General features: G+C 69.4%; 24 protein-coding genes. 17 read left to right on the top strand and 7 right to left on the bottom strand.

The genetic code is table 11. The features are described 5' to 3' along the window. Window positions 1-6 precede the first annotated feature (6 nt). Genes P0Y52_01290 through P0Y52_01280 form a run of 3 tightly spaced genes read left to right on the top strand, consistent with a single transcriptional unit; the run spans window position 7 to window position 3,253 of the window. Window positions 7-801: a DUF4198 domain-containing protein gene (locus tag P0Y52_01290; protein ID WEK58199.1), complete on the top strand. Its 795-nt coding sequence runs from the start codon at window positions 7-9 to the stop codon at window positions 799-801. Then, the gene (locus P0Y52_01285; GenBank protein ID WEK58198.1) at window positions 771-1,877 is read left to right on the top strand and encodes an FAD:protein FMN transferase; all 1,107 of its coding nucleotides are present in this window, start codon (window positions 771-773) and stop codon (window positions 1,875-1,877) included. Before P0Y52_01290 ends, P0Y52_01285 begins: the two co-directional genes overlap by 31 nt. A gap of 2 nt (window positions 1,878-1,879) precedes the next feature. After that, window positions 1,880-3,253, top strand: a complete 1,374-nt coding sequence (locus tag P0Y52_01280; protein WEK58197.1) for a sulfite reductase subunit alpha — start codon at window positions 1,880-1,882, stop codon at window positions 3,251-3,253. Between the two features lie 14 nt (window positions 3,254-3,267). Here the strand turns inward: P0Y52_01280 and P0Y52_01275 are convergent, their stop codons facing one another. The 3 genes from P0Y52_01275 to P0Y52_01265 form a co-directional block, all read right to left on the bottom strand. Then, window positions 3,268-3,945, bottom strand: a complete 678-nt coding sequence (locus P0Y52_01275; protein ID WEK58196.1) for a Fe2+-dependent dioxygenase — start codon at window positions 3,943-3,945, stop codon at window positions 3,268-3,270. An 80-nt stretch (window positions 3,946-4,025) separates the two neighbouring features. Further along, entirely contained in the window at window positions 4,026-6,299 is a 2,274-nt protein-coding gene (locus P0Y52_01270) for a TonB-dependent siderophore receptor (GenBank protein ID WEK58195.1), read from the bottom strand. Between the two features lie 129 nt (window positions 6,300-6,428). Then, the gene (locus tag P0Y52_01265) at window positions 6,429-7,640 is read right to left on the bottom strand and encodes an FAD-dependent oxidoreductase (GenBank protein WEK58194.1); all 1,212 of its coding nucleotides are present in this window, start codon (window positions 7,638-7,640) and stop codon (window positions 6,429-6,431) included. Between the two features lie 150 nt (window positions 7,641-7,790). Between P0Y52_01265 and P0Y52_01260 the strand changes: the two genes are divergently transcribed. The 14 genes from P0Y52_01260 to P0Y52_01195 all read left to right on the top strand — a co-directional run bounded on the left by P0Y52_01260 (window position 7,791) and on the right by P0Y52_01195 (window position 21,721). Beyond that, on the top strand, window positions 7,791-8,873 hold the full coding sequence (locus P0Y52_01260; protein WEK58193.1) for a helix-turn-helix domain-containing protein: 1,083 nt from the start codon (window positions 7,791-7,793) through the stop codon (window positions 8,871-8,873). A gap of 76 nt (window positions 8,874-8,949) precedes the next feature. Further along, on the top strand, window positions 8,950-9,240 hold the full coding sequence (locus P0Y52_01255; GenBank protein WEK58192.1) for a YerC/YecD family TrpR-related protein: 291 nt from the start codon (window positions 8,950-8,952) through the stop codon (window positions 9,238-9,240). Window positions 9,241-9,250: 10 nt separating this feature from the next. After that, on the top strand, window positions 9,251-10,132 hold the full coding sequence (gene hisG, locus P0Y52_01250) for an ATP phosphoribosyltransferase (protein ID WEK58191.1): 882 nt from the start codon (window positions 9,251-9,253) through the stop codon (window positions 10,130-10,132). Next, complete coding sequence (gene hisD, locus P0Y52_01245) at window positions 10,132-11,439, top strand: histidinol dehydrogenase (protein WEK58190.1); 1,308 nt, start codon at window positions 10,132-10,134, stop codon at window positions 11,437-11,439. Before hisG ends, hisD begins: the two co-directional genes overlap by 1 nt. A gap of 175 nt (window positions 11,440-11,614) precedes the next feature. Then, window positions 11,615-13,048 carry an imidazoleglycerol-phosphate dehydratase HisB gene (hisB, locus tag P0Y52_01240; GenBank protein WEK58189.1) on the top strand — a complete coding sequence of 478 codons (1,434 nt, stop codon included), beginning with the start codon at window positions 11,615-11,617 and terminating at the stop codon, window positions 13,046-13,048. A gap of 169 nt (window positions 13,049-13,217) precedes the next feature. Continuing rightward, on the top strand, window positions 13,218-13,817 hold the full coding sequence (gene hisH / locus P0Y52_01235) for an imidazole glycerol phosphate synthase subunit HisH (GenBank protein WEK58188.1): 600 nt from the start codon (window positions 13,218-13,220) through the stop codon (window positions 13,815-13,817). Continuing rightward, window positions 13,814-14,548 (top strand): 1-(5-phosphoribosyl)-5-[(5-phosphoribosylamino)methylideneamino]imidazole-4-carboxamide isomerase, encoded by a 735-nt coding sequence (gene hisA / locus P0Y52_01230; GenBank protein WEK58187.1) that lies wholly within the window; start codon window positions 13,814-13,816, stop codon window positions 14,546-14,548. The genes hisH and hisA overlap by 4 nt, the downstream gene beginning before the upstream one ends. 28 nt (window positions 14,549-14,576) lie before the next feature. Continuing rightward, a complete protein-coding gene (gene hisF, locus P0Y52_01225; GenBank protein WEK58186.1) occupies window positions 14,577-15,344 on the top strand; it encodes an imidazole glycerol phosphate synthase subunit HisF in 768 nt (255 codons plus the stop codon). Between the two features lie 148 nt (window positions 15,345-15,492). Then, entirely contained in the window at window positions 15,493-16,131 is a 639-nt protein-coding gene (hisIE, locus tag P0Y52_01220; protein ID WEK58185.1) for a bifunctional phosphoribosyl-AMP cyclohydrolase/phosphoribosyl-ATP diphosphatase HisIE, read from the top strand. Between the two features lie 47 nt (window positions 16,132-16,178). Then, window positions 16,179-17,639, top strand: a complete 1,461-nt coding sequence (zwf, locus tag P0Y52_01215) for a glucose-6-phosphate dehydrogenase (GenBank protein WEK58184.1) — start codon at window positions 16,179-16,181, stop codon at window positions 17,637-17,639. 174 nt (window positions 17,640-17,813) lie between these two features. After that, on the top strand, window positions 17,814-18,527 hold the full coding sequence (gene pgl, locus P0Y52_01210) for a 6-phosphogluconolactonase (protein WEK58183.1): 714 nt from the start codon (window positions 17,814-17,816) through the stop codon (window positions 18,525-18,527). Next, window positions 18,527-20,416 (top strand): phosphogluconate dehydratase, encoded by a 1,890-nt coding sequence (gene edd, locus P0Y52_01205; protein WEK58182.1) that lies wholly within the window; start codon window positions 18,527-18,529, stop codon window positions 20,414-20,416. The genes pgl and edd overlap by 1 nt, the downstream gene beginning before the upstream one ends. After that, entirely contained in the window at window positions 20,416-21,405 is a 990-nt protein-coding gene (glk, locus tag P0Y52_01200; protein WEK58181.1) for a glucokinase, read from the top strand. Before edd ends, glk begins: the two co-directional genes overlap by 1 nt. A 52-nt stretch (window positions 21,406-21,457) precedes the next feature. Beyond that, window positions 21,458-21,721, top strand: coding sequence for a hypothetical protein (locus tag P0Y52_01195; protein WEK58180.1), 264 nt, complete (start codon window positions 21,458-21,460; stop codon window positions 21,719-21,721). 60 nt (window positions 21,722-21,781) lie between these two features. Here the strand turns inward: P0Y52_01195 and P0Y52_01190 are convergent, their stop codons facing one another. The 4 genes from P0Y52_01190 to P0Y52_01175 form a co-directional block, all read right to left on the bottom strand. Next, complete coding sequence (locus tag P0Y52_01190; protein ID WEK58179.1) at window positions 21,782-22,585, bottom strand: DUF1295 domain-containing protein; 804 nt, start codon at window positions 22,583-22,585, stop codon at window positions 21,782-21,784. Window positions 22,586-22,625: 40 nt separating this feature from the next. After that, window positions 22,626-23,015, bottom strand: a complete 390-nt coding sequence (locus tag P0Y52_01185; protein ID WEK58178.1) for a hypothetical protein — start codon at window positions 23,013-23,015, stop codon at window positions 22,626-22,628. Then, a complete protein-coding gene (gene hmgA / locus P0Y52_01180; protein WEK58177.1) occupies window positions 23,012-24,307 on the bottom strand; it encodes a homogentisate 1,2-dioxygenase in 1,296 nt (431 codons plus the stop codon). Before hmgA ends, P0Y52_01185 begins: the two co-directional genes overlap by 4 nt. Window positions 24,308-24,519: 212 nt before the next feature. Beyond that, on the bottom strand, window positions 24,520-25,638 hold the full coding sequence (locus tag P0Y52_01175; protein ID WEK58176.1) for an acyl-CoA dehydrogenase: 1,119 nt from the start codon (window positions 25,636-25,638) through the stop codon (window positions 24,520-24,522). Window positions 25,639-25,640 lie beyond the last annotated feature (2 nt).

The following is a 25,640-nucleotide window of genomic DNA, read 5'->3' as shown; positions in this document are numbered from 1 at the left end:
CTGACCATGAAGAAGACGTTCGCCTTCCTGACCCTGGCCGCCGTTCTGGCCGCGCCGCTCTCGGCCCAGGCGCACCGCGCCTGGCTGGCCCCGACCTCGACCGTGCTGTCGGGCAACGACGCCTGGGTCGGGTTCGACGCCGGCATGTCGAACGGGGTCTTCATTCCCGATCACGCCGCCATGCGTCTGGCCGGTCTGACCATCACGGCGCCGGACGGCTCGACCGCCCAGGCCGAGAACGTCACCCAGGCCAAGTACCGCTCCAGCTTCGACCTGCATCTGTCGCAGCCCGGCACCTACCGCGTCGCCAACGTCGGCTCGGGCTTCATGGCCAGCTACAAGCAGGGCGGCGAGCAGAAGCGCTGGCGCGGCACGGAAGCCGAGTTCGCCACCGCCCTGCCGGCGGACGCCACCGACGTCGAGGCCACGCGCACCGACAGCCGCACCGAAACCTTTGTCACCCTGGGCGAGCCCACCGACCTGAAGACGGTCGGCAAGGGTCTGGAACTGGCCGCCGTCACCCACCCGAACGATCTGGCCGCCGGCGAGGCCGCGACCTTCAAGCTGCTGAAGGACGGCCAGCCCGCCGCCGATGTCGAGGTGACGGTGGTGCGCGGCGGTCTGCGCTATCGCGACAATCCGCAGGAGATGACGGTCAAGACGGACGCTGACGGCGCCTTCACCGTGACCTGGCCGGAAGCCGGTCTCTATTGGCTGGGCGCCTCGGTGCGCACGGCGGGCGTGAACGGCCAGCCCGGCTCGAACGCCTCGTGGAACGGCGCGCTGGAAGTCCTGCCCTGACCTCGACACGCTCCAGCTCGACCCCGCCGCCGCTTCAGATCGGAGCGGCGGTGGAAGGCCGTCAGGACACCCGCGTCCTGATCCCGCCGACCACGCGCGCACCCGAACGGCCGCCCAGCGACCTGATCTGGTCGCTGGCGGGAGAGAGCATGGGCACCACCTGGTCGGTGCGTCTGATTCCGCCCCCGGGTGTGGCGCAAGAGGCCTTTCAGGCGGCGATCGAGGAGGAGTTGGCGCGCATCATCGCCCTGTTCAGCCCCTGGACGCCGAGCAGCGAGATCAGCCGTTTCAACAGCGCCCCTGCCGGAACATGGAAGCTGTCGGACGACTTCTGGGCCCTTCTGAACGCCTCGCTGGATCTGGCCGACGACGTCAACGGCGCGGTCGATCCGACGCTCGGGGCGCTGGTCGATCTGTGGGGCTTTGGCCCGCCCGGACCGCGCGATCCGCTCAACCCCCTGCCCTCCGATGAAGAGGTCGGGGCGGCGCTGGCCGTGTCCGGCTGGCAGAAGCTGAGGCTGAACCGCGACGCCCAGGCGGCGGTGCAGGCTGGAGGGATGAAGCTCGATTTCTCCGGCATCGCCAAGGGTCACGCCGTGGACCGGGTCTCGGCGCGTCTGACCCAGATGGGCGCGACCTCGCATCTGGTCGAGATCGGCGGCGAGTTGCTCGGGCGCGGGGTCAAGCCGGACGCCCAGCCCTGGTGGGTCGAGATCGAGGCCGTGCCGGGGTCGCCCGCGCCGCATACGGTGGCCGCCCTGTTCGACGTGGCGGTGGCGACATCCGGCGACTGGCGCCGCGCCTTCGTGCATCAGGAGCGCCTCTATCCGCACACCCTGGACGGTTCGACCGGACGGCCGGTGGACAATGGACTGGCGCAGGTGACGGTGTTTGACGCCTCGGCCATGCGCGCCGACGCGTGGGCGACGGCCCTGACCGTGCTGGGTCCGTTCGACGGGCCTGAGTTCGCCGAGGCGATGAATATCGCGGCCCACTTCGTCGAGCGTACGCCGCGCGGCCTGGTCGATCGGATGAGCCCTGCCTTCGCCGCCATGATGGACGAAGAAGAAGCCTGATCGTGACCGCCGACCTGACCCGCTGGCTGTGGACGGCCGTCGCCGTCGCCCTGTGGCTGGGCCTGATCGGCCTGACCGTCTGGCGCGTGCGCGCCGCCGCGAAGAAGGCCGCTGACCAGGCGCGGTCCCTGGCGGAAGCAGCGGGCGACGACGCTGTGCTGATCGCCTTCGCCAGCCAGACCGGATTCGGCGAGGAGTTGGCCTGGATGACGGCGCAAGCGCTGGGCGACGGCGGCGTCGGCGCGCGGATCACGTCCTTTGCTGATCTGGACCTGGAGACGCTGAAGGGCGCGCGCCGCCTGCTGGTCATCGCCTCGACCACCGGCGAAGGCGATGCGCCCGACGGCGCCGCCCGCTTCGTGCGGCAGGTGATGAAGGCCGAGGCTGACCTGTCGCATCTGACCTATGGGCTGCTGGCCTTGGGCGACCGCGCCTATGACGCCTATTGCAGTTTTGGCCACGCGGTCGGCGACTGGCTGGAGCGCAGCGGCGCCCAGACCCTGTTCGACCGGGTCGAGGTGGACAACGGCGACGCGGGCGCCATCCGCCACTGGCAGCATCAGTTGAACCAGATCACGGGCGCCACCTCAGCCCCCGACTGGACCCCGCCCGCCTATGAGCGCTGGCGACTGGTCGAGCGGCGCCTGCTGAACGCGGGCAGCCCCGGCGGCGAGGCCTGGCATCTGGCGTTTGAGCCTATCGACCACGCGCCTGACTGGGCGGCGGGCGACATCGCCGAGGTGGGCCTGCCCGTCCGCGACGGCGAGCAGCCGGCCAGTCGTGAGTATTCGGTCGCCTCCCTGCCCTCGGACGGGCGGGTGGAGTTCTGCATCCGACTGATGACGCGCCCGGACGGGACTCCGGGTCTGGCCTCAGGCTGGCTGACGCAGGACGTGCAGATCGGCGACGAGGTCGCCATGCGGGTGCGCGCCAACCGCAGCTTCCATGCGCCCCCGCCCGAGGCCCCCATCATCCTGATCGGCAACGGCACCGGGATTGCGGGTCTGCGCGGGCATTTGAAGGCGCGGGCGCAGCATGAGAAGACCGGCGGGGCGTGGGTGCTGTTCGGCGAGCGGACGCGGGCGCACGACGCGCTTTACGACGCCGACCTGCAAGCCTGGCTGGCGTCGGGCGTCCTGACCCGGCTGGACCGCGCCTTCTCACGCGACGGGGGCGAGCATCGCTATGTGCAGTCGCTGGTGGCGGAACACGCGCGGCCGATGGCCGACTGGGTTGATCGCGGCGCCTATGTCTATGTCTGCGGCAGCCTGGAAGGCATGTCGAAGGGCGTCCACGCGGCGCTGGAGGCGGCGCTGGGCGAGGAGCGGCTGATGCGGCTGACCGACAGCGGGCGGTACAGGCGCGACGTTTATTAAATACAGGCGCGGCGCTAGACCTCCGACCAGCGTCGCAGCAGGTTGTGATAGAGGCCCGTCAGTTCGATGACGGCCTGATCCTTCGGTCCCTTGTCGAGGTTCACTCGCTGGGTGGCGACGTCGAGGCGGAACAGGCTTTCACGGTCGGCGTCGTCGCGGACCAGGCTTTGCAGCCACATGAAGCTGGAGACGCGGGCGCCGCGCGTGACCGGCGTGACGCGGTGCAGGCTCTTGGACGGATAGAGGACCAGGTCGCCGGCGGGCAGTTTGACCGACTGGCTGCCATACATCTCCTCGATGATCAGTTCGCCACCGTCGTAGTCCTCGGGCTCGGACAGGAAGAGGGTGGCCGAGAGGTCGCTGCGGATGCGCAGATCGCCTCTCTGGCGGATCGCGTTGTCGACGTGGAGGCCGAACTCGCCGCCGCCCTCGTAACGGTTGAACAGGGGCGGAAAGATCGTGTGCGGCAGGGCCGCCGAAACGAACATCGGGTTGGCGTTCAGGGCCTGGACGATCAGGGCCGAGACCGCCTTCGCCTGCGCACTGTCCTCCGGCAGTTGCTGGTTCTTCTTGGCGGTGGCCGACTGATGGCCCGAGGTCATGTTGCCGTCGGCCCAGGGACCGGCGTCCAGGGTCCGGCGCAGGGCGGCGACTTCGGCCTTGGTGAAGACCTCGGGGATGTGCAGCAGCATGGTAGCCTCGATCAGATGCGCATCGGCCCCGCCGCTCAGGCGAACGACGGGGCCGACAGAATGGCGCGAAACGCGGCTTCTTAGTAGCGCAGGTTCAGCGTCAGGATGGCCGAACGGGCCGGGGCCACGTCGGCGTGGTGAACGCCGTTGGTGCGGATGATGTATTCCTCGTCGCCCGCGTTCTGGACGTTCAACTGCAGCGAGGCGCGGTCGTTGATGTCGTAGGCGGCGAACAGGTCCAGGCGGGTGTATTCGGGGGCGTAGATGCGGTTGGCGCCGCCGCCGGCGCCGCCCTGATTGCCGCCGAACGACTTGGACACATAATAGACGCCGCCGCCGAGGCTGAGCTGGGGCATGAGGCGGTAGGTGGTGAACAGGCTGGCGCTGTGCTCGGGCGTATTGGCCAGGGCCTCGCCGACGTTGACGCTGTTGTAGGCTCCGCTGACCAGTTCGCTGTCCATCCAGGTATAGCCGCCGAAGACCTGCCACTTGCTGGTCAGGTTGCCAGAGACGCCCAGTTCGAGGCCTTGAACCTGAGCCTCGCCCGCCTGCTCATAGACGCCTGCGGACACCTGGATCTGAGCATTCTTGCGCACGGTCTTGAACAGGGCGCCGCTGAGGGCCAGGCGGTCGTTGAACAGGTTGGCCTTGGCGCCGATCTCGAAGCTTTCCGTCTCTTCCGGGTCCAGCAGTTCTGTCGCCAGATTGCCCGTGCCCAGGCCGCTGCCGTTGTTCTGGTCGCCGGCCGAGATGGTCGGCGGCGTCGAGGAGGTGGCCCAGGAGGCGTAGAGGCTGCTGTTGGCCGTCGGCTTGTAGACCAGGCCGACCTGGTAGTTGACGAAGTCCCAGTCGCCGCTGCGCGGGGTCAGGGTGGGAACGGCCGGCGTGCCGACGTTCACCCAGTCCGCGCCCTCGACCGAATAGTCGTCCCAGCGCAGGCCGAGGTTCAGGATCCACTTCTCGCCGAACGCCATGGAGTCGAAGGCGTAGAGACCCAGGGTGTCGGTCGTGTTGTGGCTGACGTTGCCGCGCGTGACCGTGCCGGTCCAGGGATCGTTCGGGTTGGGGTCATAGACCGGCGTGCAGTCCAGGCCCGTCAGGGGCGCGGGGCAGGCCGTGCCGGTCAGGGTGGTGACGGTATAGCCGGCGTTGCGGTTCTTCTCGCGCGAGAGCTCCAGACCCAGGTCGAAGTTGTGCTTGATCGCGCCGGTCAGGAAGGAGCCGTGCAGGTCGGTGACGTTGGCCAGGGTCTCGGTCGGATTCCAGCGCGACTTCAGGCCCCGCTTCATCCACCAGACGCCGTTGATGTTCTGCGCCGCGCCGCCGTCGCCGGGGTTGGTGACGATGTAGTCGTTCAGCGTCTGCGAATAGCGGGTGACGTTGCGCAGGGCGAGCGTGTCGCTGAAGCGGTGCTCGACATCCAGGGTCAGGGTGTCGACCGTGTTGTTCAGATAGTCGCGCGCCTTCAGGCCATAGAAGCTGTCATAGGGCACGTCGAGGACGCCCGAGGCGTCGGGGCGCGGGGCATTGGCGCCGCCCAGCTTGGTGTAGAGCGGGATGCCGTAGTCAGGCATCTGATTGCTGTCGAGGTGGTAGTAGCTGGCGGTCACGGTGGTCGGCGTGCCGAGGCCGGCGGCGACCGCGGCGGCGACGCCCCACTTGTCGAAGTCGACCGCGTTGCGGCCGGCGACATCGCCCTGGGCGGCCATCAGGTTCAAGCGCATGGCGGCGGTCGGGCTGACCTGCCAGTTGGCGTCAATCGTGCCGCGCGCATAGTTGTCGGTGCCGGCGCCAGCCGAGCCGCGGATGAAGTTTTGCAGGCGCGGGGCCTTGGAGCCCAGGTTGATGCTGCCGCCGCCCGAGCCGCGACCCGAATAGACCGAGTCCGGTCCCTTGATGACCTCGACCTGCTCCAGATTGAAGACTTCGCGCTGCTGGCCGCCGGTGTCGCGGATGCCGTCGACGAAGATGTTGTTGCCCGAGGCCTGGCCGCGGATGAAGGGACGGTCGGCCAAGGGCTGACCACCCTCGCCCGCGCCAAAGGTGATGCCCGGCGAGGTGCGCAGGATGTCCTGCAGGGAGGTGGCGGCGGTCTGTTCGATGATCTGCTGCGGGATGACCGTGACCGAACGCGGCGTGTCGAGCAGGGGGGCGACGAACTGGGGGTCCTTGGGTTCGCGCTTGGCGCGTTGGCCGTGCACGTCGACGGCGCTCAGGGTCGTGGCGTCCTGGGTCACGTCCGCCGTGGCGATCGGCGCTTCGTCAGCGGCCAGAACGGGCGAGGCGCATAGCATGCCGGCTGCGCTGGAAGCGAACAGAAGCGCCTTGAGGGCGGAGGAACGAGCGTCGGACATGGGGGAGGAACCCGTCAGTGATAATGCGATCCGCTCGCAATAGCAGATTCACCCCCTGCGGCAATCCAGTTTCTGCGACTAAATCGCAATTGCGGCGAGGATGTCACACCGCCGTCATCCGATCGCCGCCTAGGCCGGTTTCGCCACTGCCTTGATCGAGATCGCGGGGTCGGCCAGCAGAGCCGCCTCCACCGGCGTCGCCTTGCCGATCAGCAGGCGCCCGCCCATGAATTCGGCGGGTGCATTGACGGCCTCGACGCAGACCATGCGGTCGCCGTTCAGGTGGAAGACGGCGAAGCCGCCTGTCGCCGGGTCGCCGCGCACCACTTGACGGTCGGCGTCGAAGGGCAGGCCGGCGATCTGGAGTTTCACATCATACTGGTCGGACCAGAACCACGGCACCTCGGGCGCCGGGGCGGCGCGGCCGACGATGGCGGCGGCGGCCTGCTTGGCCTGCTCCAGGGCGTTGGGCACGCTTTCCAGCCGGTGCATCCGTCCGCCGTGGACCGGGATGGGCCGGTGGGTCACGTCGCCGATGGCGTAGATGGAAGGGTCGCTGGTGCGAGCGGTCTCGTCCACCACCACGCCGTTTTCGCAACGGAGACCGGCGGAGCGCGCCAGGGCTTCGCGCGCCAGGGCGCCGACGCCGACCAGGACCGCGTCCGCCGCGATCAGACGGCCGTCAGCCAGACGCACGCCGGCGTCCTCGAAGCCGGAGACCTCGGCGTCGGTCAGAATCTCCACGCCGTGGCGGCGGTGCAGATCGGTGAAGAAGGCCGACAGGGTTTCCGAGGCCACGCGGGCCAGCACCCGGTCCATGCGCTCGATCACCACCGCCTCTGCGCCCAGGGCGCGGGCCGAGGCTGCGGCCTCCAGCCCGACATAGCCGCCGCCGACCACGGCCAGCCGCTTGCCGGGAGCAAGCGCCGCCTTCAGCCGCTCAGCGTCCTCCAGCGTGCGCAGTTCCATAAGGTCAGGCCGATCCGCGCCGGGGATGGCCAGCTTGCGCGCCATGGAGCCGGTGGCCAGGATCAGCAGGTCGTAGGGCTCGACCGCTCCGTCGGCGAAGGTCACGGTCCTGGCCGCCGCGTTGATGGCGGTGGCGACGACGCCGGTGCGCAGGTCGATATTCTGCTCGGCGTAGAAGCTCTCGGGGCGCAGCAGCAGGTCCTCAAGACCCGCCTCCCCCTTCAGCCAGGCCTTGGACAGGGGCGGCCGCTGATAGGGCGCCGCCGCCTCCTCGCCCGCCAGGACGATCTCGCCGTCAAAGCCATACTGCCTCAGCAGCGCCGCCGCCGAGCCGCCCGCGTGTCCCGCGCCGATAATCAGAACCTTGGTCATGGCCTGACAGATAGAGCGACGAGTCGCAGGTGGCGAGAGGCCTCGTGCGTCGCCCGGAAAACGTCTCGTCAGACGGGCGAATGCCGCGAATGTGTCTCACGGCGAGGAAAACCGCTTGGCCTCTGGCGTAACCTCGGTCATTGAGCCGCCATGAACGGCGCCCTGGACACCTCCGGCGGAGAGCTGCGGTTCGAGCAGCCCATTCCCCGTGTTCGTCATGTCCGCCTGCCCGGCGAGGAGATGCGGGACCTGATGCGGCGCGCGGCGCAGTCCGTGGCCTTCGCCTTCTACCTGGACCCCGAGCGCACCGCCGCCCAGCCCGGTTTCGACTATTCGGCCGAGACCGTGGTTCTGCCCGACGGCGTCATTTCCCGTTCGAGTCTGCGCGGCGCGGCGACCCTGCATCGCGACGCGGCCCGCATCGCGGCGACCGGGGCAGACCAGCTCTTTATCGTCATGATCGAAGCGGGCGTGGCCGATGTGACGCCGACGCGGTCGGGGCGTCGCCTGCGCGAAGGCGACATCTTGGTGCTGGACCTGAAGAAGCCGGTCGTCCTGACCCAGGTCGACTACACCTCCATGATGATCGTCATTTCGCGCAGCCTGCTGCCCAAGGAGGCGCGCCACCTCGATCTGCACGGCTGCGAAATCCGCGCCGACCACCCTCTGGCCCGCGTCCTCGTCAGCACGGTCCACAGGCTCTGGGAGGACTCGCGGCGGATGACCCCCGCCCAGGGGTCGATCGTGTTCCGCGGCGCCATGGACATGCTGGGGCTGGCCCTGACCGACACCAGCCGCGCTCGCGGTGAGGAGGTGCCGCTGAAGGTCGGCGCCGAGGCGATCATCGACGATCATCTGCAGGACGCCGTCCTGACCCCGGCCTGGATCGCCGCCCAGTTGGGCGTGTCGCGGGCCACCCTCTATCGCACCTTCGCCCCCTATGGCGGGGTCGCGCGCTTTATCGACGAGCGCCGGCTGCAACGCGCCTGGCTTCTGGTTTCCTCGCCGGCGGGACCGCCGATCGTTGAGGTGGCCAAGAGCTGCGGCTACGCCAGCAAGGCCCGGCTGAACCGCGCCTTCGCCGAACGGCTCAACGCCACGCCCGGCGCCATTCGCGCCGCCACCGGCGAGACGCGCGATAACCTGCATGCGCGCGCCGCCCTGGAGATCATCGACAGCTGGGATCGCCGCTCGGGACGGGCCGTGCTGAGCGGCGAGATGGCGTCGCCATAGCCTCGGACGGGATTTAGGCCGACCCGGTCCCGGCAGCGCTTGACCGTTCCATTGTTACAGCATAATGGAACGCGGCATGAGCACCGACGCCGCCAAGACCGCCCTGCTGGACGCCCTGCTTTCGCTGCAGACGCGGGCGGAGGCCGACGCCTTCCTGTCCGACCTCTGCACCCCCGCCGAACTGCGCGCCTTCGCCGAGCGGTGGCAGGTGGCGCGGCTGCTGGACGGCGGAGACAAGACCTATCGCGAGATCGCGGTCGACGCCTGCGCCAGTCCGACCACCGTGGTGCGCGTCGCGCGCTCCCTCAAAGACATGCCGCACCAGGGCTATCGCCTGGTGCTGGACCGCCTGAAGCAGAAAGCCTGAGTAAACCATCATGAGCACCGTACAGGGGCGGCTTCGCATCGCCGTCCAGAAATCCGGCCGTCTGGCCGAACGCAGCCTCGACCTGGTCCGCGACGCCGGCCTGCGGGTCGTCAAGGGCAACAACGACCTGCTGTATCGGATCGAGAACTATCCGATCGACCTGCTGCGGGTGCGCGACGACGACATTCCGACCTTCGTGGCGGACGGGGTCTGCGACCTCGGCATCGTCGGCGAGAACGTGCTGGAGGAGGTCAGGAACGGCGGGCCGAACGCCGAGGTGGTCATGCCCCTGGGCTTTGGCCGCTGCACGCTGAAGATCGCCGTGCCGCCGACGTTGGACTACGCCGGTCCGTCGTCGCTGGAGGGGCTGCGCATCGCCACCTCCTACCCCAAGATCCTTCGTCGTTTCCTCGATGACAACGGCGTCGGCGCCGACATCGTCACCATGCGCGGCGCCGTCGAGGTGGCCCCGCGGCTGAAGCTGGCCTCGGCCATCTGCGATCTGGTCTCGACCGGGGCGACGCTGGAGGCCAATGGTCTGATCTCCAAGGAAACCGTGCTGGACAGCCAGGCGGTCCTGATCAAGGCGCCGACCGCGCCCGAGGCCGGGCTGCAACACCTGCTGGACAGCATCATCGAGCGTATGGCCGGCGTGGTCTCCTCGCAGGGCGCCAAGTACGTCATGCTGAACGCGCCGCGTTCGGCCCTGGATCAGATCACCGCCATCCTGCCCGGCGCCGGCTCGCCGACCGTCATGCCCCTGTCGGGCCGCGACGACGCCGTGGCCGTCCACGCCGTCTGTCAGGAAGCCGTCTTCTGGGAGACGCTGGAGAAGCTGAAGGCGGCCGGGGCCTCGGCCATTCTGGTCCTGCCCATCGAGAAGATGATGTGATGAAACGGATCGACTGGAACCGGCTGGACGCGGCTGAGCGTCGGGCGGCGCTGGCCCGCCCGCAGCAGCGCACCGAGGGCGGCGTCGCCCGCGTGGTGCGCGAGATCTTTGACGACGTGCAGACGCGCGGCGGGGCCGCCGTGACCGACTGGGCCGTCAAGCTGGACGGCGCCGCGCCGCGCCGGGTTGCGATCACCGAAAAGGCCGCCGCCGAGGCCCGCGCCGACCTGCCGCCTGCCGCCGCGCGGGCCTTGCGGGTCGCCGCCGACAATGTGCGCGTCTTCCACGCCGCGACGCGCCCTGAGGACACAGCCTTCATCGAGACCACGCCGGGCGTGAAGTCGAAGCTAGTCTGGCGGCCCATCGGCTCGGCCGGCCTCTATGTGCCCGGCGGCACGGCGCCGCTGTTCTCATCCTTGCTGATGCTGGCCATTCCAGCGGGCGTGGCCGGGGTCGGGCGGCGCGTCGCCGTCACCCCGCCCTCGAAGGACGGCTCGGTTCACCCCGCCATGATCGTCGCCGCCGCTGAGGCGGGTCTCGATGAGCTGTGGCTGCTGGGCGGGGCGCAGGCGATTGCGGCGCTGACGTTCGGCGTCGAACTGGACGACGGCGTGATCGCGCCGGTCGACAAGCTGTTCGGTCCCGGCAACGCCTATGTGGCCGAGGCCAAGCGTTACGCCTCGTCGCTGCCCGGCGGACCGGCTCAGGACATGCCGGCGGGGCCGTCGGAGCTGCTGGTCATCGCCGACCGCGACGCCGACTTCGAGATTGTCGCCGCCGACCTGCTGAGCCAGGCCGAGCACGACGCCGACGCTCAGGTTCTGCTGGTGTCCGACAGCGGCACCGCCCTGAACGAGATCCTCGCCGAGGTGGAGCGCCAGGTGGAGACCCTGCCCCGCGCCGCCATCGCCCGCGCCTCGCTGCAACAGGCGCGCGCCATCCGCGTCGCCGACATGGCCGAGGCCTGCGCGGTAGCCAACCTCTACGGCCCCGAACACCTGTCGATCCAGGCCGAGGAGGCCGAACGGCTGGTGGACCGGATCACCGCCGCCGGCGCCGTCTTCGTCGGCCAGTGGGCGGCGGAAACGCTCGGCGACTACGCCGCCGGGCCCAGCCACGTCCTGCCGACCGACGGCGGGGCGCGGACGCTGGGCGGCATCACTACCGCCAGCTTCATGACCACCATGTCGGTGCAGACGGTGACTCAAGCCGGCGCCGCCGCCCTGGCCCCCATCGCCGCCCGCCTGGCGCGAATGGAAGGTCTGGAGGCCCACGCGCGGGCGGCCGATCTGAGGACGGAAGGATGAGCGCCTCTCGCTTGATCCTCCCCCGTAGGACGGGGGAGGGAGACCGCCGCAGGCGGTGGAGGGGGCGGCTCTGGTCGCGCCCGCTTGAAGCCCGCCCCGCCGTCATGTCCGTTTCCGCCCCCTCCACCATGCTGCGCATGGTCCCCCTCCCCCGCTGCGCAGGGGAGGATCGCCGATGACGCTTCCCGCCCCCTATCCGCCGCTGGTGTCCGGCGGCGAAGGTCTGGACCGCTATCCAGCCGACCCGACCGCACTGGCTGCGCGACTGGCCGAGATTTACGGCGTCGGCGCCGATCAGGTGCTGCCGGTGCGGGGCCTGACGCACGGACTGGAGTTGGTCTGGCGTCTGGCCGCGCGGGACCGACAAACGGTTCAGGCGCCGGAAGCCGAGCCCTATCTGGGACTGGCGGCGCTCTACGCCCGACCCGCTGAAGGGGCCGAACCCGCCGCCGTCGTCATCCGCGCCCTGGGCTCGCCCGAGGCCGTCGCCGAGATGGCCGAACGTGTGGCCCCGGCCCTGCTGGTCGTGGACGAAGGCCTGGTTGAGTTCGCCGACGCTCCGTCCGCCGCCACCGTCGTGAAGGACCACGCCAACCTGATCGTCCTGCGCAGCCTGTCGCTGGCCTATGGCCTGGCCGGGGCGCGGGTCGGCGCGGCGGTCGCGCAAGGGCAGACGCTGGCGCGGCTGGCCGGCGTGCTGGAGCCCTACGCCCTGCCCGAGGTCTCGGTGCGGCTGGCGATGCAGGCCCTGGACCCGTCGCGGATGATCGAGACCGCCGAGCGCATCGACGGCGTGAAGCGCGAACGCGCCCGCGTCGTCGAGGCCCTGGCGCGCGTCATGCCGCTGGAGGCCGGGGTCGGGCCGGTGATCCTCGCCCGTCCGTCCGATCCCGCGGCGGTCATAGAAGACCTGCGCCGCTTTGGTCTGGGCGCCGACGCGGCGGGCGATCGTGTGCGTCTGCCGGTGTCGCTGAAGCCCGAGGTCAACGACCGACTGCTGGTGGCCCTGGGGGCCGCCGCGCCCAAGGTGCGCCGCACCCGCGTCGGTCAGGCCGTGCGCGATACGAAAGAGACGCGCATCGTCTGCGCCGTCGATCTGGACAGCGCCGGGCCGGTGACGATCCACACCGGCGTCGGCTTCTTCGACCACATGATCGAACAGGTGGCGGCGCACGGCGGCTTCTCCATCCGCCTGTCGTGCGAGGGCGACCTGCACACCGATCCGCACCACACCATCGAGGACAGCGCCATCGCCCTGGGTCAGGCCCTGAAGCAGGCGCTGGGCGAGCGGAAGGGCATCCAGCGCTACGGCTTTGTCCTGCCAATGGACGAGGCCAATGCGGCGGTCTCCATCGACCTGTCAGGGCGCCCCTATCCGGTGTTCGAGGGGAGGTTCGCGACGCCCTTCATCGGCGACTATCGCACCGACCTGACGGCCCACGTCGTGCGGTCTCTGGCCGAAAACCTGGGCGCGGCCATCCACGTCACGGTCACGGGCGACGACGACCACCACAAGACCGAGGCCGTGTTCAAGGCCCTGGGCCGCGCCCTGCGCCAGGCCATCCGCGTCGAGGGCGATGTGGTGCCGTCGACCAAGGGGGTGCTGTGATGAGCGGCGTTATTTCCCTTCTCCCCTCGAGGGAGAAGGTGGCTCGCGGAGCGAGACGGATGAGGGGGACGCCGGCTGCGTTCTCGACATCGGCCGTCGCGCGCGCTGAGCCCTCCCCCTCATCCGAGCGCCTCCGGCGCCCACCTTCTCCCTCAAGGGGAGAAGGGAAATGAACGTCACCCTGATCGGTTACGGCTCGGGCAATGTGGCCTCGGTGCGGTTCGCGCTGGAGCGGCTGGGCGCGCGGGTTCGGATCACCGCCGATCCCGCTGATCTCGATGAGGCCGAGCGGGTCATCCTGCCCGGCGTCGGCGCGGCGGGCTATGCGATGCAGCGCCTGGACGCCCTGGGTCTGGTCGAGCCGCTGCGGCGCTTCAAGCGTCCCCTGCTCGGCGTCTGCCTGGGCCAACAGCTGCTGTTCGAGACCAGCGCCGAAGATGGGGGCGCCGACCTGTTGGGCCTGATCCCCGGTCGGGTCGAGGCCATCGCCCCCGCCCCGTCGCGACCCTCGCCACACATGGGCTGGAGCCGCCTGAACATCCGCCGTGCCGATCCGTTGCTGGAGGGCATCCGGTCCGGCGACTGGGCCTATTTCGTCCACGGCTTCGTCTGTCCCGACGGTCCGGCGACCCTCGCCGCCGCCGACTACGGCATCGCCGTCCCCGCCGTGGTCAACAGCGCCAACCGCTGGGGCTGCCAGTTCCACCCGGAACGGTCTGCGGCCGCCGGCGCCCGTATCCTGAAGAACTTCCTCGAGTTGCCCGCATGATCGTCTATCCCGCCATCGACCTTAAGGACGGCGTCTGCGTGCGCCTGATGCACGGGCGGTTCGATCAGGTGACCCGTTATGACGAGGTTCCGGCCGCGCGTCTGGCCGCCTTTGCGGGCGAAGGCGCCGCCTGGGTCCATATCGTCGATCTGGACGGCGCCGAGGCCGGGCGCGCCATGCAGCATGGCCTGATCGGCGAACTGGCGGCATCAAACCCGGTCAAGATCCAGTCGGGCGGCGGGGTGCGTTCCGAGGCCGATGTCGAGCGCCTGCTGGAAGCCGGCGTCAGCCGCGTCGTGGTCGGCTCGCTGGCGGTGACGAAATCCGACGCGGTGCTGGCCTGGCTGGAGCGGTTCGGCTCCGAGCGCATCACCCTGGCGCTGGACGTCAAATATGAGGACGGGGTTCCGGTGCCGGCGCTGAAGGGCTGGACCCAGTCGGCGGGGGTCGATCTGTGGAGCGTGCTGGAGCGCTATCCGTCCGATCTGCTGACCCATGTGCTGATGACCGACGTGGGCCGCGACGGGGCCCTGACCGGGCCCAATCTCAACCTGCTGGGCGAGGCCCTGGCGCGTCGGCCAGAACTGAAAATCCAGGCCTCGGGCGGGGTGGCGTCGCTGAACGATCTGATCGCCGCGCGCGACCTGGGCTGCGACGGGGCCATCGTCGGGCGCGCCATCTATGAGGGCCGTTTCACCGCCGCCGAAGCCCTGAAGGCCGTGGCGCAATGACCGTCCACGCCTGCATAGGGGCGGTCCAATGACCGCCCGGCGCATCATCCCCTGCCTCGACGTCAAGGACGGACGTGTGGTCAAGGGCGTGCGGTTCGAGGGCCACGTCGACATGGGCGACGCCGCCGAACTGGCCGCGCGCTATCGCGATCAGGGCGCCGACGAACTGGTCTTCTACGACATCACCGCCAGCCCCGAGGGGCGGACGCTGGACTATGGCTGGGTGCAGGACATCGCCCGCCTGCTGGACATCCCGTTCTGCGTCGCGGGCGGCATCCGCACGGTGGATCAGGCGGCGCGCTGCCTCGACCACGGAGCGGACAAGGTGTCGATCAACTCGCCAGCGCTGGAGCGCCCCGAGCTGATCGGCGAGATGGCCGCGCGGCTGGGCCGGCAATGCGTCGTCGTCGGCGTCGACAGCGCCTTTCAGGACGGCGAATGGCGGGTGCACAAATACACCGGCGATCCCAATGCCCGACGCGGGGCCGGCAAGCTGACCATGGACTGGATCGTCGAGGCGCAAGGCCTCGGCGCCGGCGAGATCGTGCTGAACTGCATCGATCAGGACGGGGTGCGGCGCGGATATGACCTCGAACAACTGACCGAGGCGCGCAGGCGGCTGACCATTCCGCTGGTGGCCTCGGGCGGAGCCGGGGCGGTCGAGCATTTCCGCGACGTGTTTATCGAGGCCGACGTGTCGGGGGCTCTGGCCGCCAGCGTCTTCCACTCGGGCGCGATCGCGATTCCCGATCTCAAACGTTATCTGGACACGCAGGGCGTGGAGGTGAGGATATGACCGCCCACCTTCCGCTCATCCCCGCGGAGGCGGGGACCCAAGGCTTTGGCGACGAACGCCACGCCTTGGGTTTCGCAAACAAGGCCGCCGTCAGTCAGATGGCTCAAACCTGGGTCCCCGCCTCCGCGGGGATGAGCGGACAAGACAAATGACCCTGGCTGCCACTATCGACATCGCCTCCATCGACTTCAAGAAGGGCGGCGGCCTGATCCCCGCCGTGGTGCAGGACGCCGACACCCTGCAGGTGCTGACCCTGGCCTATATGGACGAGGCGGCGCTGAGCGAGACGCTGGACAGCGGCCAGGCCACCTTCTTCTCGCGCTCGCGCGGCGGGCGGTGGAGGAAGGGCGAGACCTCCGGCGACTTCCTCAACGTCGTCTCGGTGACGCCGGACTGCGACAGCGACGCCGTGGTGGTGAAGGTGCGCCCCGTCGGCAACGCCTGCCATCTGAACCGCGTCAGCTGCTTCGGCGACGAGGATGCGCCGGGCGTGGGCCGCATCGCGCGGCTGGAGCGCACCATCCACGTCCGGGCGCAGGCCGACCCCAACGACAGCTGGACCGCTCGCCTGATGGCGCAGGGGCCCAAACGCGCAGCGCAGAAGGTCGGCGAAGAGGGCGTGGAAACCGCTCTGGCCGGGGCTGCGGGCGATGAGGCGGAACTCGCCAGCGAGTCGGCGGATTTGATCTATCACCTGCTGGTCCTGCTCCATGCGCGTAACATGGTGTTTCAGGACGTGCTGGACGTCTTGGCCCGCCGCGCGCAACCGGCCAAGGACGATAGCTAGACCTTAAGACGCAACCCCGCAGGCCGGGGTCATGGAGGAAAGCGCGAATGGCGGCTCTCATTCTGTTCGGCGGAGGCGGCGACCTCGCCATGCGGATGCTGCTGCCGTCGCTCTATTTCCTCGACCACGACGGCCTGCTGCCGGACGACCTGAAGATCATCGGCGCGGCGCGATCGGCTGAAAGCGCCCAGGCCTATGTCGCCAAGGTCCATGAGGCGGTGAAGGCCAAGGCCGAGGCCGACGACGCCTGGGACGAGGCCAGCTGGGCGCGGATGAAGGCCCGTCTCGACTACTTCGCCGTGGACGCCACCGATCCCGAGAGCCTGAAGCCGTTGAAGGCCAGGGCCGGGGACGGTGAGACGACCTCTTTTCTGGCGGTCTCGCCCTCTCTCTATGGCCGCATCGTCACGGCGATGAAGGCGGCGGGTCTCGCCGAGAAAAACTGCCGCATCGTGCTGGAGAAGCCGGTCGGGCGCGATCTGGAAAGCTTCCTCGAAATCGACGACGCCGTGGCCCACGCCTTTGACGAGCGGCAGGTGTTCCGCATCGATCACTACCTGGGCAAGGAGACGGTGCAGAACCTGATCGCCCTGCGGTTCGGCAACACCATCTTCGAGCCGCTGTGGAACAATCTGACGGTCGATCACGTCCAGATCACGGTCGGCGAGACCGTCGGGGTCGGCGAGCGCTGGCCCTATTACGACGAGTACGGCGCCCTGCGGGACATGCTGCAGAACCACATGCTGCAGCTGCTGTGCCTGGTGGCGATGGAGCCGCCCAGCGACCTGGACCCGGACTCGGTGCGCAACGAGAAGGTCAAGGTGCTGCGGTCCCTGCGCGCCATCGCGCCGGAGGAGGCCGAGCGCGTCACCGTGCGCGGCCAGTATGTCGCCGGCGCCGTCGAGAGCCAGCCGGCCAAGGCCTATGAGGAAGAGCGCGGCCAGCCCTCGGACACCGAGACCTTCGTCGCCATCCGCGCCGACATCGACAACTGGCGCTGGGCCGGCGTGCCCTTCTTCATGCGCACCGGAAAGCGTCTGCCCGAGAAGCGCACCGAGATCGTCATCCAGTTCAAGCCGGTGCCCCATTCCATCTTCGGCCACGGCGAGCGCGGGGACATCTATGACAACCGCCTGGTCATCGAGCTGCAGCCCGAGGAAGACATCTCGCTGTCGGTGATGAACAAGAAGCCGGGGCTGGATCAGCGGATGCAGCTGCAGCCGATCAAGATGAGCCTGTCCTGGGGGGTGGACGGCAAGGGCGCCGCGCCGCCGCGCCGCCGCATCGCCTATGAGCGCCTGCTGCTGGACGCCATGCACGGCGACAGCACCCTGTTCGTGCGCCGCGACGAGGCTGAGCAGGCGTGGAAATGGGTGGACGAGGTGGCCGACGCCTGGTCGGGGGCCGGGTTCAAACCGTTGGACTATGTGGCCGGAAGCTGGGGACCGGAGGCGGCGGACCTGTTGCTGTCGCGCACCGGGCGGAAGTGGAACACGCGCGATGAGTAGTCGGAACCTCTTCCCTTCTCCCCTCGGGGGAGAAGGTGTCGTGCGGAGCATGACGGATGAGGGGGCGGATTCCGCCTGCTCGACCGCCAACGTCACATCCGCCTCCGGCCTCCCCCTCATCCGAGCCGCCCTGCGGCCCACCTTCTCCCCCGAGGGGAGAAGGGGAGGCATGTCATGACCCATCCCCCGATCGAAACCTTCTCCGACGCCGCCGCCTGGGCCGAAGCCTGCGCCGCGCGTTTAGGCGAGACCCTGGGCGCGGCGGTGCTCGACAAGGGCCGCGCGGTCTTCGCCGGGGCGGGCGGGTCAACCCCCTCGCCCATCTACGCCGATCTGGCGCGCATCGAGCTGGACTGGTCGCGGATCGTCGTCACCCTGGTGGACGAGCGCTATGTGCCCGAGACGTCAGCGGACTCGAACGCCGCCCTGATGAAGCGGACCCTGCTGACCGGCCCCGCGTCCGCCGCGCGTTTCCTGCCGCTGTATGCGCCCTCGGTGACGGTTGATCGCGCCGCCGCCGAGGCGTCGAAGGCGCTGGCTACCGAGGGCGGACGCCTGGACGCCGTCCTGCTTGGGATGGGCGAGGACGGGCATGTGTGCTCCATCTTCCCCGACAGCCCGACGCTGAAGACCCTGCTGACGCCGGGTCTGAAGCCCGCCGTCTATGGCGTGCCGCCGGGCCGCGACGGCATGGCCCCGCCGCAGGAACGTCTGTCGATCAACCTGCCCTATCTGATCGGCGCGCGGCGCGTGGTGCTGGCTCTGACCGGGGCGAAGAAGCGCGCGGTGTTCGAGCGCGAGGCGGCGGGCGATCCTCGCATCCATCCCATCGCGGCGATGATCGCGGCGAAGGTTCCTCTCGAAGTGCTTTGGACGGAGGCCGTCTGATGGCTCTCAATCCGGTCGTGGCGGAGGTCACCGCCCGCATCATCGAACGCAGCAAGGCCACCCGCGCCGACTACCTGCGCCGCATGGACGCCGCCCGCGACAGCGGCGCCGGGCGCGCCAAGCTGTCCTGCGCCAACTGGGCGCACGCCTTCGCCGGCCAGACCATCGCCGACAAGCTGACGGCCATGGACGGATCCCAGCCCAATGTCGGCGTCGTCACCGCCTACAACGACATGCTGTCGGCGCATCAGCCGTTCGAGCGCTTTCCCGCCGTGATCCGTCAGGCGGTGCGCGAGGTCGGCGCCACGGCCCAGGTGGCGGGCGGAACCCCGGCCATGTGCGACGGCGTCACGCAAGGGCGCCCCGGCATGGAGCTGTCGCTGTTCAGCCGCGACGCCATCGCCATGGCGACGGGCGTGGCCCTGACCCACGACGCCTTCGACGCCGCCATGATGCTGGGCGTCTGCGACAAGATCGTGCCGGGCCTCTTCATGGGGGCGCTGGCGTTCGGGCACTTGCCGGTCGTCTTTGCGCCCGCCGGGCCGATGCCGTCGGGCATTCCCAACGCCGAGAAGGCCCGCGTCCGGGCGCTGTATGCTCAGAACCAGGTGGACCGCACCACCCTGCTGGCCAGCGAGATCGGCAGCTACCACTCGCCCGGCACCTGCACCTTCTACGGCACGGCCAACTCCAACCAGATGATGATGGAGATCGCGGGCCTGCACATGCCCTCGACCGCCTTCGTCCATCCCGACACCGGCCTGCGCGACGCCCTGACGGCGGCCGCCGCCAAGCGGGCGGTGGAACTGGCGCGCTCGGGCCAGGGCCGCATGGCCGACATCGTGTCGGAAAAGACCATCGTCAATATGATCGTGGCCCTGCTGGCCACCGGCGGCTCGACCAACCACGCCATCCATCTGGTGGCCATGGCGCGCGCCGCCGGGGTGCTGATCGACTGGACCGACATGGATCAGCTGTCGTCGGTGACGCCGCTGCTGGCGCGGGTCTATCCCAACGGCTCGGCCGACGTGAACGCCTTCCAGGCGGCGGGCGGCGTGGCCTTCGTGACACGCGAACTGGCGCAGGCGGGCAATATCCACTCGGACGTCATGACCGTCATGGGTCAGGGCATCGAGGCCTATTTCCAGGAACCGTCGCTGGTGGACGGCGAACTGGTCTGGCGCGACGGGGTCGTCGAAAGCCTCGACCGCGACATCCTGCGCCCTGCCTCCGATCCCTTCGACCGCGAGGGCGGACTGCGGCTGGTGCAGGGCGACCTGGGCCGGGCGGTGATCAAGATCTCGGCGGTCAAGCCCGAGAACCGCATCGTCGAGGCCCCCGCCGCCGTGTTCGAGACGCAGGAAGATGCGCTGGCCGCCTTCAAGGCCGGACAGTTGGATCGCGATGTGGTGGTGGTCCTGCGCTTCCAGGGACCGCGCGCCAATGGGATGCCGGAGCTGCACTCCCTGTCGCCCGCGCTGGGGGTGCTGCAGGACAAGGGCTTCAAGGTCGCCTTCGTCACCGACGGCCGCATGTCGGGCGCCAGCGGCAAGACCCCCGCCGCCATCCACGTCTCGCCCGAGGCGCTGGCCGGCGGTCCGCTGGCCCATGTTCAGGACGGCGACATCATCCGCCTGGACCCCGAGGCCGGGGTGCTGACGACAGTCAGCGTCGGCGACCTGACCGCACGCCCCCGCGCCGTCCGCTCGACCGCCAACGCCGAGGGCTCGTCCTGGGGCTATGGCCGCGAACTGTTCGGCGCCTTCCGCCAAGTGGTGACGACCGCCGAGCAGGGCGCCAGCGTCTGCTTCCCCGTGCCGCCCGGCATGGACGGCCACACGGATACGCCGCCCAATCCCAACTTCGTGGACCGGACGGTGGACGCCTGATGACCGATCTCACCCTTCTCGTCGGCGATGTCGGCGGCACCAACGCCCGCTTCGCACTGGCCCGGATAATCGACGGCCAGGTGGTGCTGGACCACCATCAGGGCTTCCCCGCCTCGGAACACCCGACCTTCCTCGGCGGTGTGAAGGCCTACCTCGACGGCTGCGCGATCAAGCCGAGCGGCGGAGTTCTGGCCGTGGCCGGGCCGGTGACGGAGGGCGCCATCGACCTGACCAACTCGCCTTGGGCGGTGTCGGAGGCCGAGTTGCAGACCCTGGGGCTGAACCCGGTCAAGCTGATCAACGACTTCGAGGCCCTGGCCTGGGGCGCGCCCATCGTGCCGGAGGACCAGCTGGCGTCGCTGGGCGGACCGCTCACGGGTCAGCACGACGCCGCCATCGCGGTGCTCGGCCCCGGCACAGGCTTCGGCGTCTCGGCCCTGGCGCGCGACGCCCAGGGCCGCGAGATCGCCCTGCCGTCCGAGGGCGGGCACGCCTGTTTCGCCCCGGGCGACCCCATCGAGGACGAAATCCTGCGCATCCTGCGCCGTCGCTATGACCGGGTGTCGATCGAGCGCCTGATCTGCGGACCGGGCCTTTTGAACATGCACCGGGCCCTGGCAGAGATCGACGGGCGCGAGAGCCACATCGACGACCCGGCCGAGATCACCGAGACGGCCTTGAAGGACCCCAACACGCCTTGCGGCGCGACGCTCGCCCGGTTCTGCGCCATCCTGGGCGCCGTGGCGGGGGACGTGGCCCTGACCATGGGCGCACGCGGCGGCATCTATATCGCCGGCGGCATCGCCCCGCGCATCCTGCCCTTCCTCAAGGCCAGCCCCTTCCGCGAGCGGTTCGAGCGCAAGGGCCGGTTCCAGCCCTATATGCAGGCCATCCCGACCAAGGTGATCCTGCACAGGCACGCCGCCCTGCTGGGCGCCGCGCGGGTGGCCTTCCAGGACGCGAACCGAGAAAACATCACGGCGTCGTGAACCGAACGCGAGCGCGAGGCGTTGGGTCGGTTCAATCACTTGGAGGAACACCATGCGTAAACTCGTTCTCGCCGCCGCGTCCATCGTCGCCGTCGCCGGTCTGGCCGCCTGCGGTGAAAGCGCCGCCGACAAGGCCGCGGAAAAGCAGGCTGACGCCCTGGAAGCCCAGGCCGCCGCAACGCCGAACGAAGCCCAGGAACAGGCGCTGAACGCCGAAGCCGACCGCATCGAACAACAGGCCGGCAATGCCGACGGCGGCATGACCACCGCCAACACGCCGAACACCTCGCCGAGCACCACGCCCCCGGCGAACTAAGTCTGACACGAAGACCCAGGCCCCCGCCGCGCCAGCAGCGGGGGCTTTTTCACGCCGGTCTCAGACGCGTTTCGGCGGCCAGGGAATGAAGGCGCTGGTGCGTTTGACATAGTCGGCGTAGCCGGGCCGCGAGCGATGAATGGCCTTTTCGGTGATGCCGATGCCGGACCAGCGCGTCAGGGTGAAGGTCAGGAACAGCGGGCCCGCGATGGCCCAAAGGCCCGGCCCCGTCTCGGCCGCGATCAGATAGAGACCCCACCAGACGCAGGCGTCGCCGAAATAGTTGGGGTGGCGTGTATAGCGCCACAGGCCGGTATCCAGCACCTGCCCCTTGCGGGCCGGATCATTGCGGAAGGCCGTCAGTTGGGCGTCGCCCACGGTCTCGAACACAATGCCGATGACCGCCAGCCCCGCGCCGATCCAGCCGATCCAGCCCACAGCGGGCTGGGCCGCGACCTGCCCCAGTTGTACGGGCAGACAGGTCAGCCAGGCCAGGAGGCCCTGGGGCAGGAAGACCATGAGCAGGGCCGTGCGCGAGAAACTCCAGCCCTTGTTCCTTTCCTGCGCTTCGACGATGGCGACGTAGCGCCCATCAGCTCCGTGGGCGCGCCAGCGCCGCAGCAGGTGCCAGGCCAGCCGCAGGGCCCAGACCGCGCACAGCCCCACCAGCAGGGCCGACCGCGTGGGGTCGCCGTCCGTGCGCGGCCATGTCGCCAGGGCCAGCATCAGCATGCCCAGCGGCCAGACCCCGTCGATGAAGCTGACGTCCTGAAGGCGCACCGCCAGCCGCCACAACCCCGTCATGACCGCCAGGATCAGGACCAGATTGACGAACAGAAGCAGGGCGATGTCAGGCAGGGTCATGACTCAGATACGTTGCCGACCCCGGGGCGGATGACCCGCCTCAATCGATGCAGAGGGTAGCCTCGGCCTTGCCGTCCTTGACCGTGGTGCGGCAGCCAAAACGGTTGCTGTCGGCCTGACAGACGCCCGCCGTCGCCGTGCCGGGCGCGATTCCGCTGTTGCCGGGGATTTCGCACTGCCCCTGGCATTGCGAGGCGTCGGTGCAGCGCTTGCCCGCGTCGGCGTACTTGACCACGCACTGCCAGGATTGCATCCGACCGACCTGCTGCATCGTGCCGCCGCGCGCGGTGCAGGCGCTGGAGGAGATGGTCATCTGCGGCGGTTCGGGGGCCTCGGAGGTTGGGACCACGGGCTCGGGCGCTGGCGCGGGCGTCGGCGAGCAGGCGGCCAGCGCCAGACCGGCGGCGAAGAGAAGGGCTTTCAGCTTCATCCGACATTTCCTTTTTCGAAGCCGGTCCAGCAGTCGTCGTAGTCGAGCTGCATCAGCGGCGTCTGTTCGGCCCAGACCGTGGTGCGGATCGGCATCCGGGTCTCGAACATGAAGGCCAGGGTGTTCTCGATCTTGTGCGGTTTCAGCTCGGCCTTGGTCGCGCCGTTCCAGCTGGCCTGATCCGGTCCGTGGCCGCTCATGCGGTTGTGCAAGGAGGCGCCGCCGGGGGCGAAGCCGCCCGCCTTGGCGTCGTACTCGCCGAAGATCAGCCCCATGAACTCGCTCATGACGTTGCGATGGAACCACGGCGGGCGGAAGGTGTCCTCGGCCACCATCCAGCGCGGCGGGAAGATGACGAAGTCGCAGTTGGCCGTGCCGGGCGTGTCGCTGGGCGAGGTCAGGACGGTGAAGATCGACGGGTCGGGGTGGTCGAAGCTGACCGTGCCGATGGTGTTGAACCGCGCCGTGTCATAGCGATAGGGGGCGTAGTTGCCATGCCAGCCGACGACGTCCAGCGGGCTGTGGCCAAAGGTCGTGGCCCACAGCAGGCCGCCGTATTTCTGGACGCACTCAGTCGGGCGATCCACGTCCTCGAACCAGGCGACCGGGGTCTCGAAGTCGCGCGGATTGGCCAGGCCGTTCGAGCCGATGGGGCCGAGATCCGGCAGGCGGAAGGGGCTGCCGTAGTTCTCGCAGACATAGCCGCGCACTTCTCCGTCGACCTCAACGCGGAAGCGCACGCCGCGCGGGATGACGACCACATGGCCGGGCTGAGCCTCGATCACGCCCATCTCGGTGACGAAGCGCTGCGCCCCCTGCTGCGGCACGATCAACAGTTCGCCGTCGGCGGAGTAGAAGACCCGGTCCGTCATCGAGCGGTTGGCGATATAGAGGTGGACGCCCACGCCCGCGCCGGAATCGGCGTCGCCGTTGCCGCCATAGGTGGTCAGCCCCTCGACCCAGTCGGTCGGCGCCTCCGGCATGGGCAGCGGGTCCCAACGCATCCGGTTGGGATTGGGCGGGGTCTCGGTGAAGGGGCCGGAGCGCACCCGGCCCTGCTCGAACGGCGCATAGGGACCATGCTGGGCCGAGGGCCGCAGGCGATAGAGCCAGCTGCGCAGATTGTGATCGCGCGGCGCGGTGAAGGCCGCGCCCGACAGCTGCTCGGCATAGAGGCCCAGGGCCGGACGCTGCGGCGAGTTGCGCCCGACCGGCAAGGCGCCCTCGACGGCCTCGGTGGCGAAGTGGTTGGCGAAGCCGGTCTGATAGGCGGGCGCGTTGGATCGCGTCATGTGGTGTCTCCCTTGCGGAAGGTTTAGCCGGGCAAGCGCCCGTCGTCATCCTTCTCCCCTTGAGGGAGAAGGTGGCTCGCGCAGCGAGACGCGTGATCGGCGGGCGAAGGCGTGGTTGCGGTCGGGCGGCTTTTCCATGACGAGCCTCGGCGCTGACACCCCTCATCCGACCTGCTCCGCAGGCCACCTTCTCCCTCAAGGGGAGAAGGAAGTTAGAAGCCCTGACTGCGCGCCAGGCGTTCGGCGTGGAAGCCGGCGTCGCCGAGCAGTTCGTTGAGGACGCGGACGCGCTTCATGAACAGGCCGACGTCGAACTCGTCGGTCATGCCGACGCCGCCGTGCATCTGCACCGCCTCCTGCACCGCCAGTTCGGCGACGCGGCCGGCCTTGGCCTTGGCGACGCCCGCCGCTTGCTCGGCGTCGGGACGGCCCGCGTCGATGGCCTGAAGCGCGGCCAGGGTCGCGGCCCTGGCCAGCTCCAGTTCGGTGAAGAGGTGAGCGGCGCGGTGTTGCAGGGCCTGGAACTCGCCGATCAGTTTGCCGAACTGCTTACGGGTGCGCAGGTATTCCAGCGTGACCTTGAAGGCCTGATCCCCGGCCCCGACCAGAGAGGCGGCGGCGCAGGCCCGGCCCAGCACAAGCGCGGCGTCCAGCGGCCCCTGCCCCTCGCCCACCGCGCCGATCACGGCGTCGGCGTCCACCATCACCTCGGTCAGGGTGACGCGCGCGGCGTTGTGAGCGTCGACCATGATGGTGCGCTCGACCGCGACGCCGGGGGTCTGCGGGTCGATCAGGAAGAGGGTCAGGCCCTCGTCAGTCTGCGCCGCAACGATCAGGGTGTCGGCGACATGGCCGTCCAGCACGAAGCCCTTGGCGCCGTTCAGTTTGAAGCCGTTTCCGGCGCGTTCGGCGCGCGTGGCGATCTTCGACGGGGCGTGCTTGGGGCCCTCATCGACGGCGAGGCTGAGGATGGCCTCGCCCGCTGCGATACGGGGCAGCCAGGCCTTCTGCGTCTCCGAGCCCGCCGCCTTCAGCACGGCCGCGGCCAGCACCGACGAGCCCATGAAGGGCGAGGGCGTCAGGGTGCGGCCCAGGCTTTCGGCGATGACGCCCGCCTCGACGGCGCCGAGGTCCGAACCGCCGTCCGCCTCGGGGATGACGACGCCAGCGAAGCCCATCTCGCCAAAGGCCCGCCACAGATCGCGCGAGACGCCGTCGGCGTCGCGGCTGTCGCGCAGTTGGCGCAGGTGGGCGATGGGGGCGTTTTCGTTCAGGAAGCCGTCGGCGGCGTCCTGAAGCATGGTCTGCTCTTCGGTCAGGATCAGGGGCATGG

The organism is Candidatus Brevundimonas phytovorans (assembly GCA_029203145.1).
Lineage (GTDB): Bacteria > Pseudomonadota > Alphaproteobacteria > Caulobacterales > Caulobacteraceae > Brevundimonas > Brevundimonas phytovorans.
The sequence above is the reverse complement of the archived record's forward strand: the minus strand, read 5'-3'. Positions and strand labels throughout refer to the sequence as shown.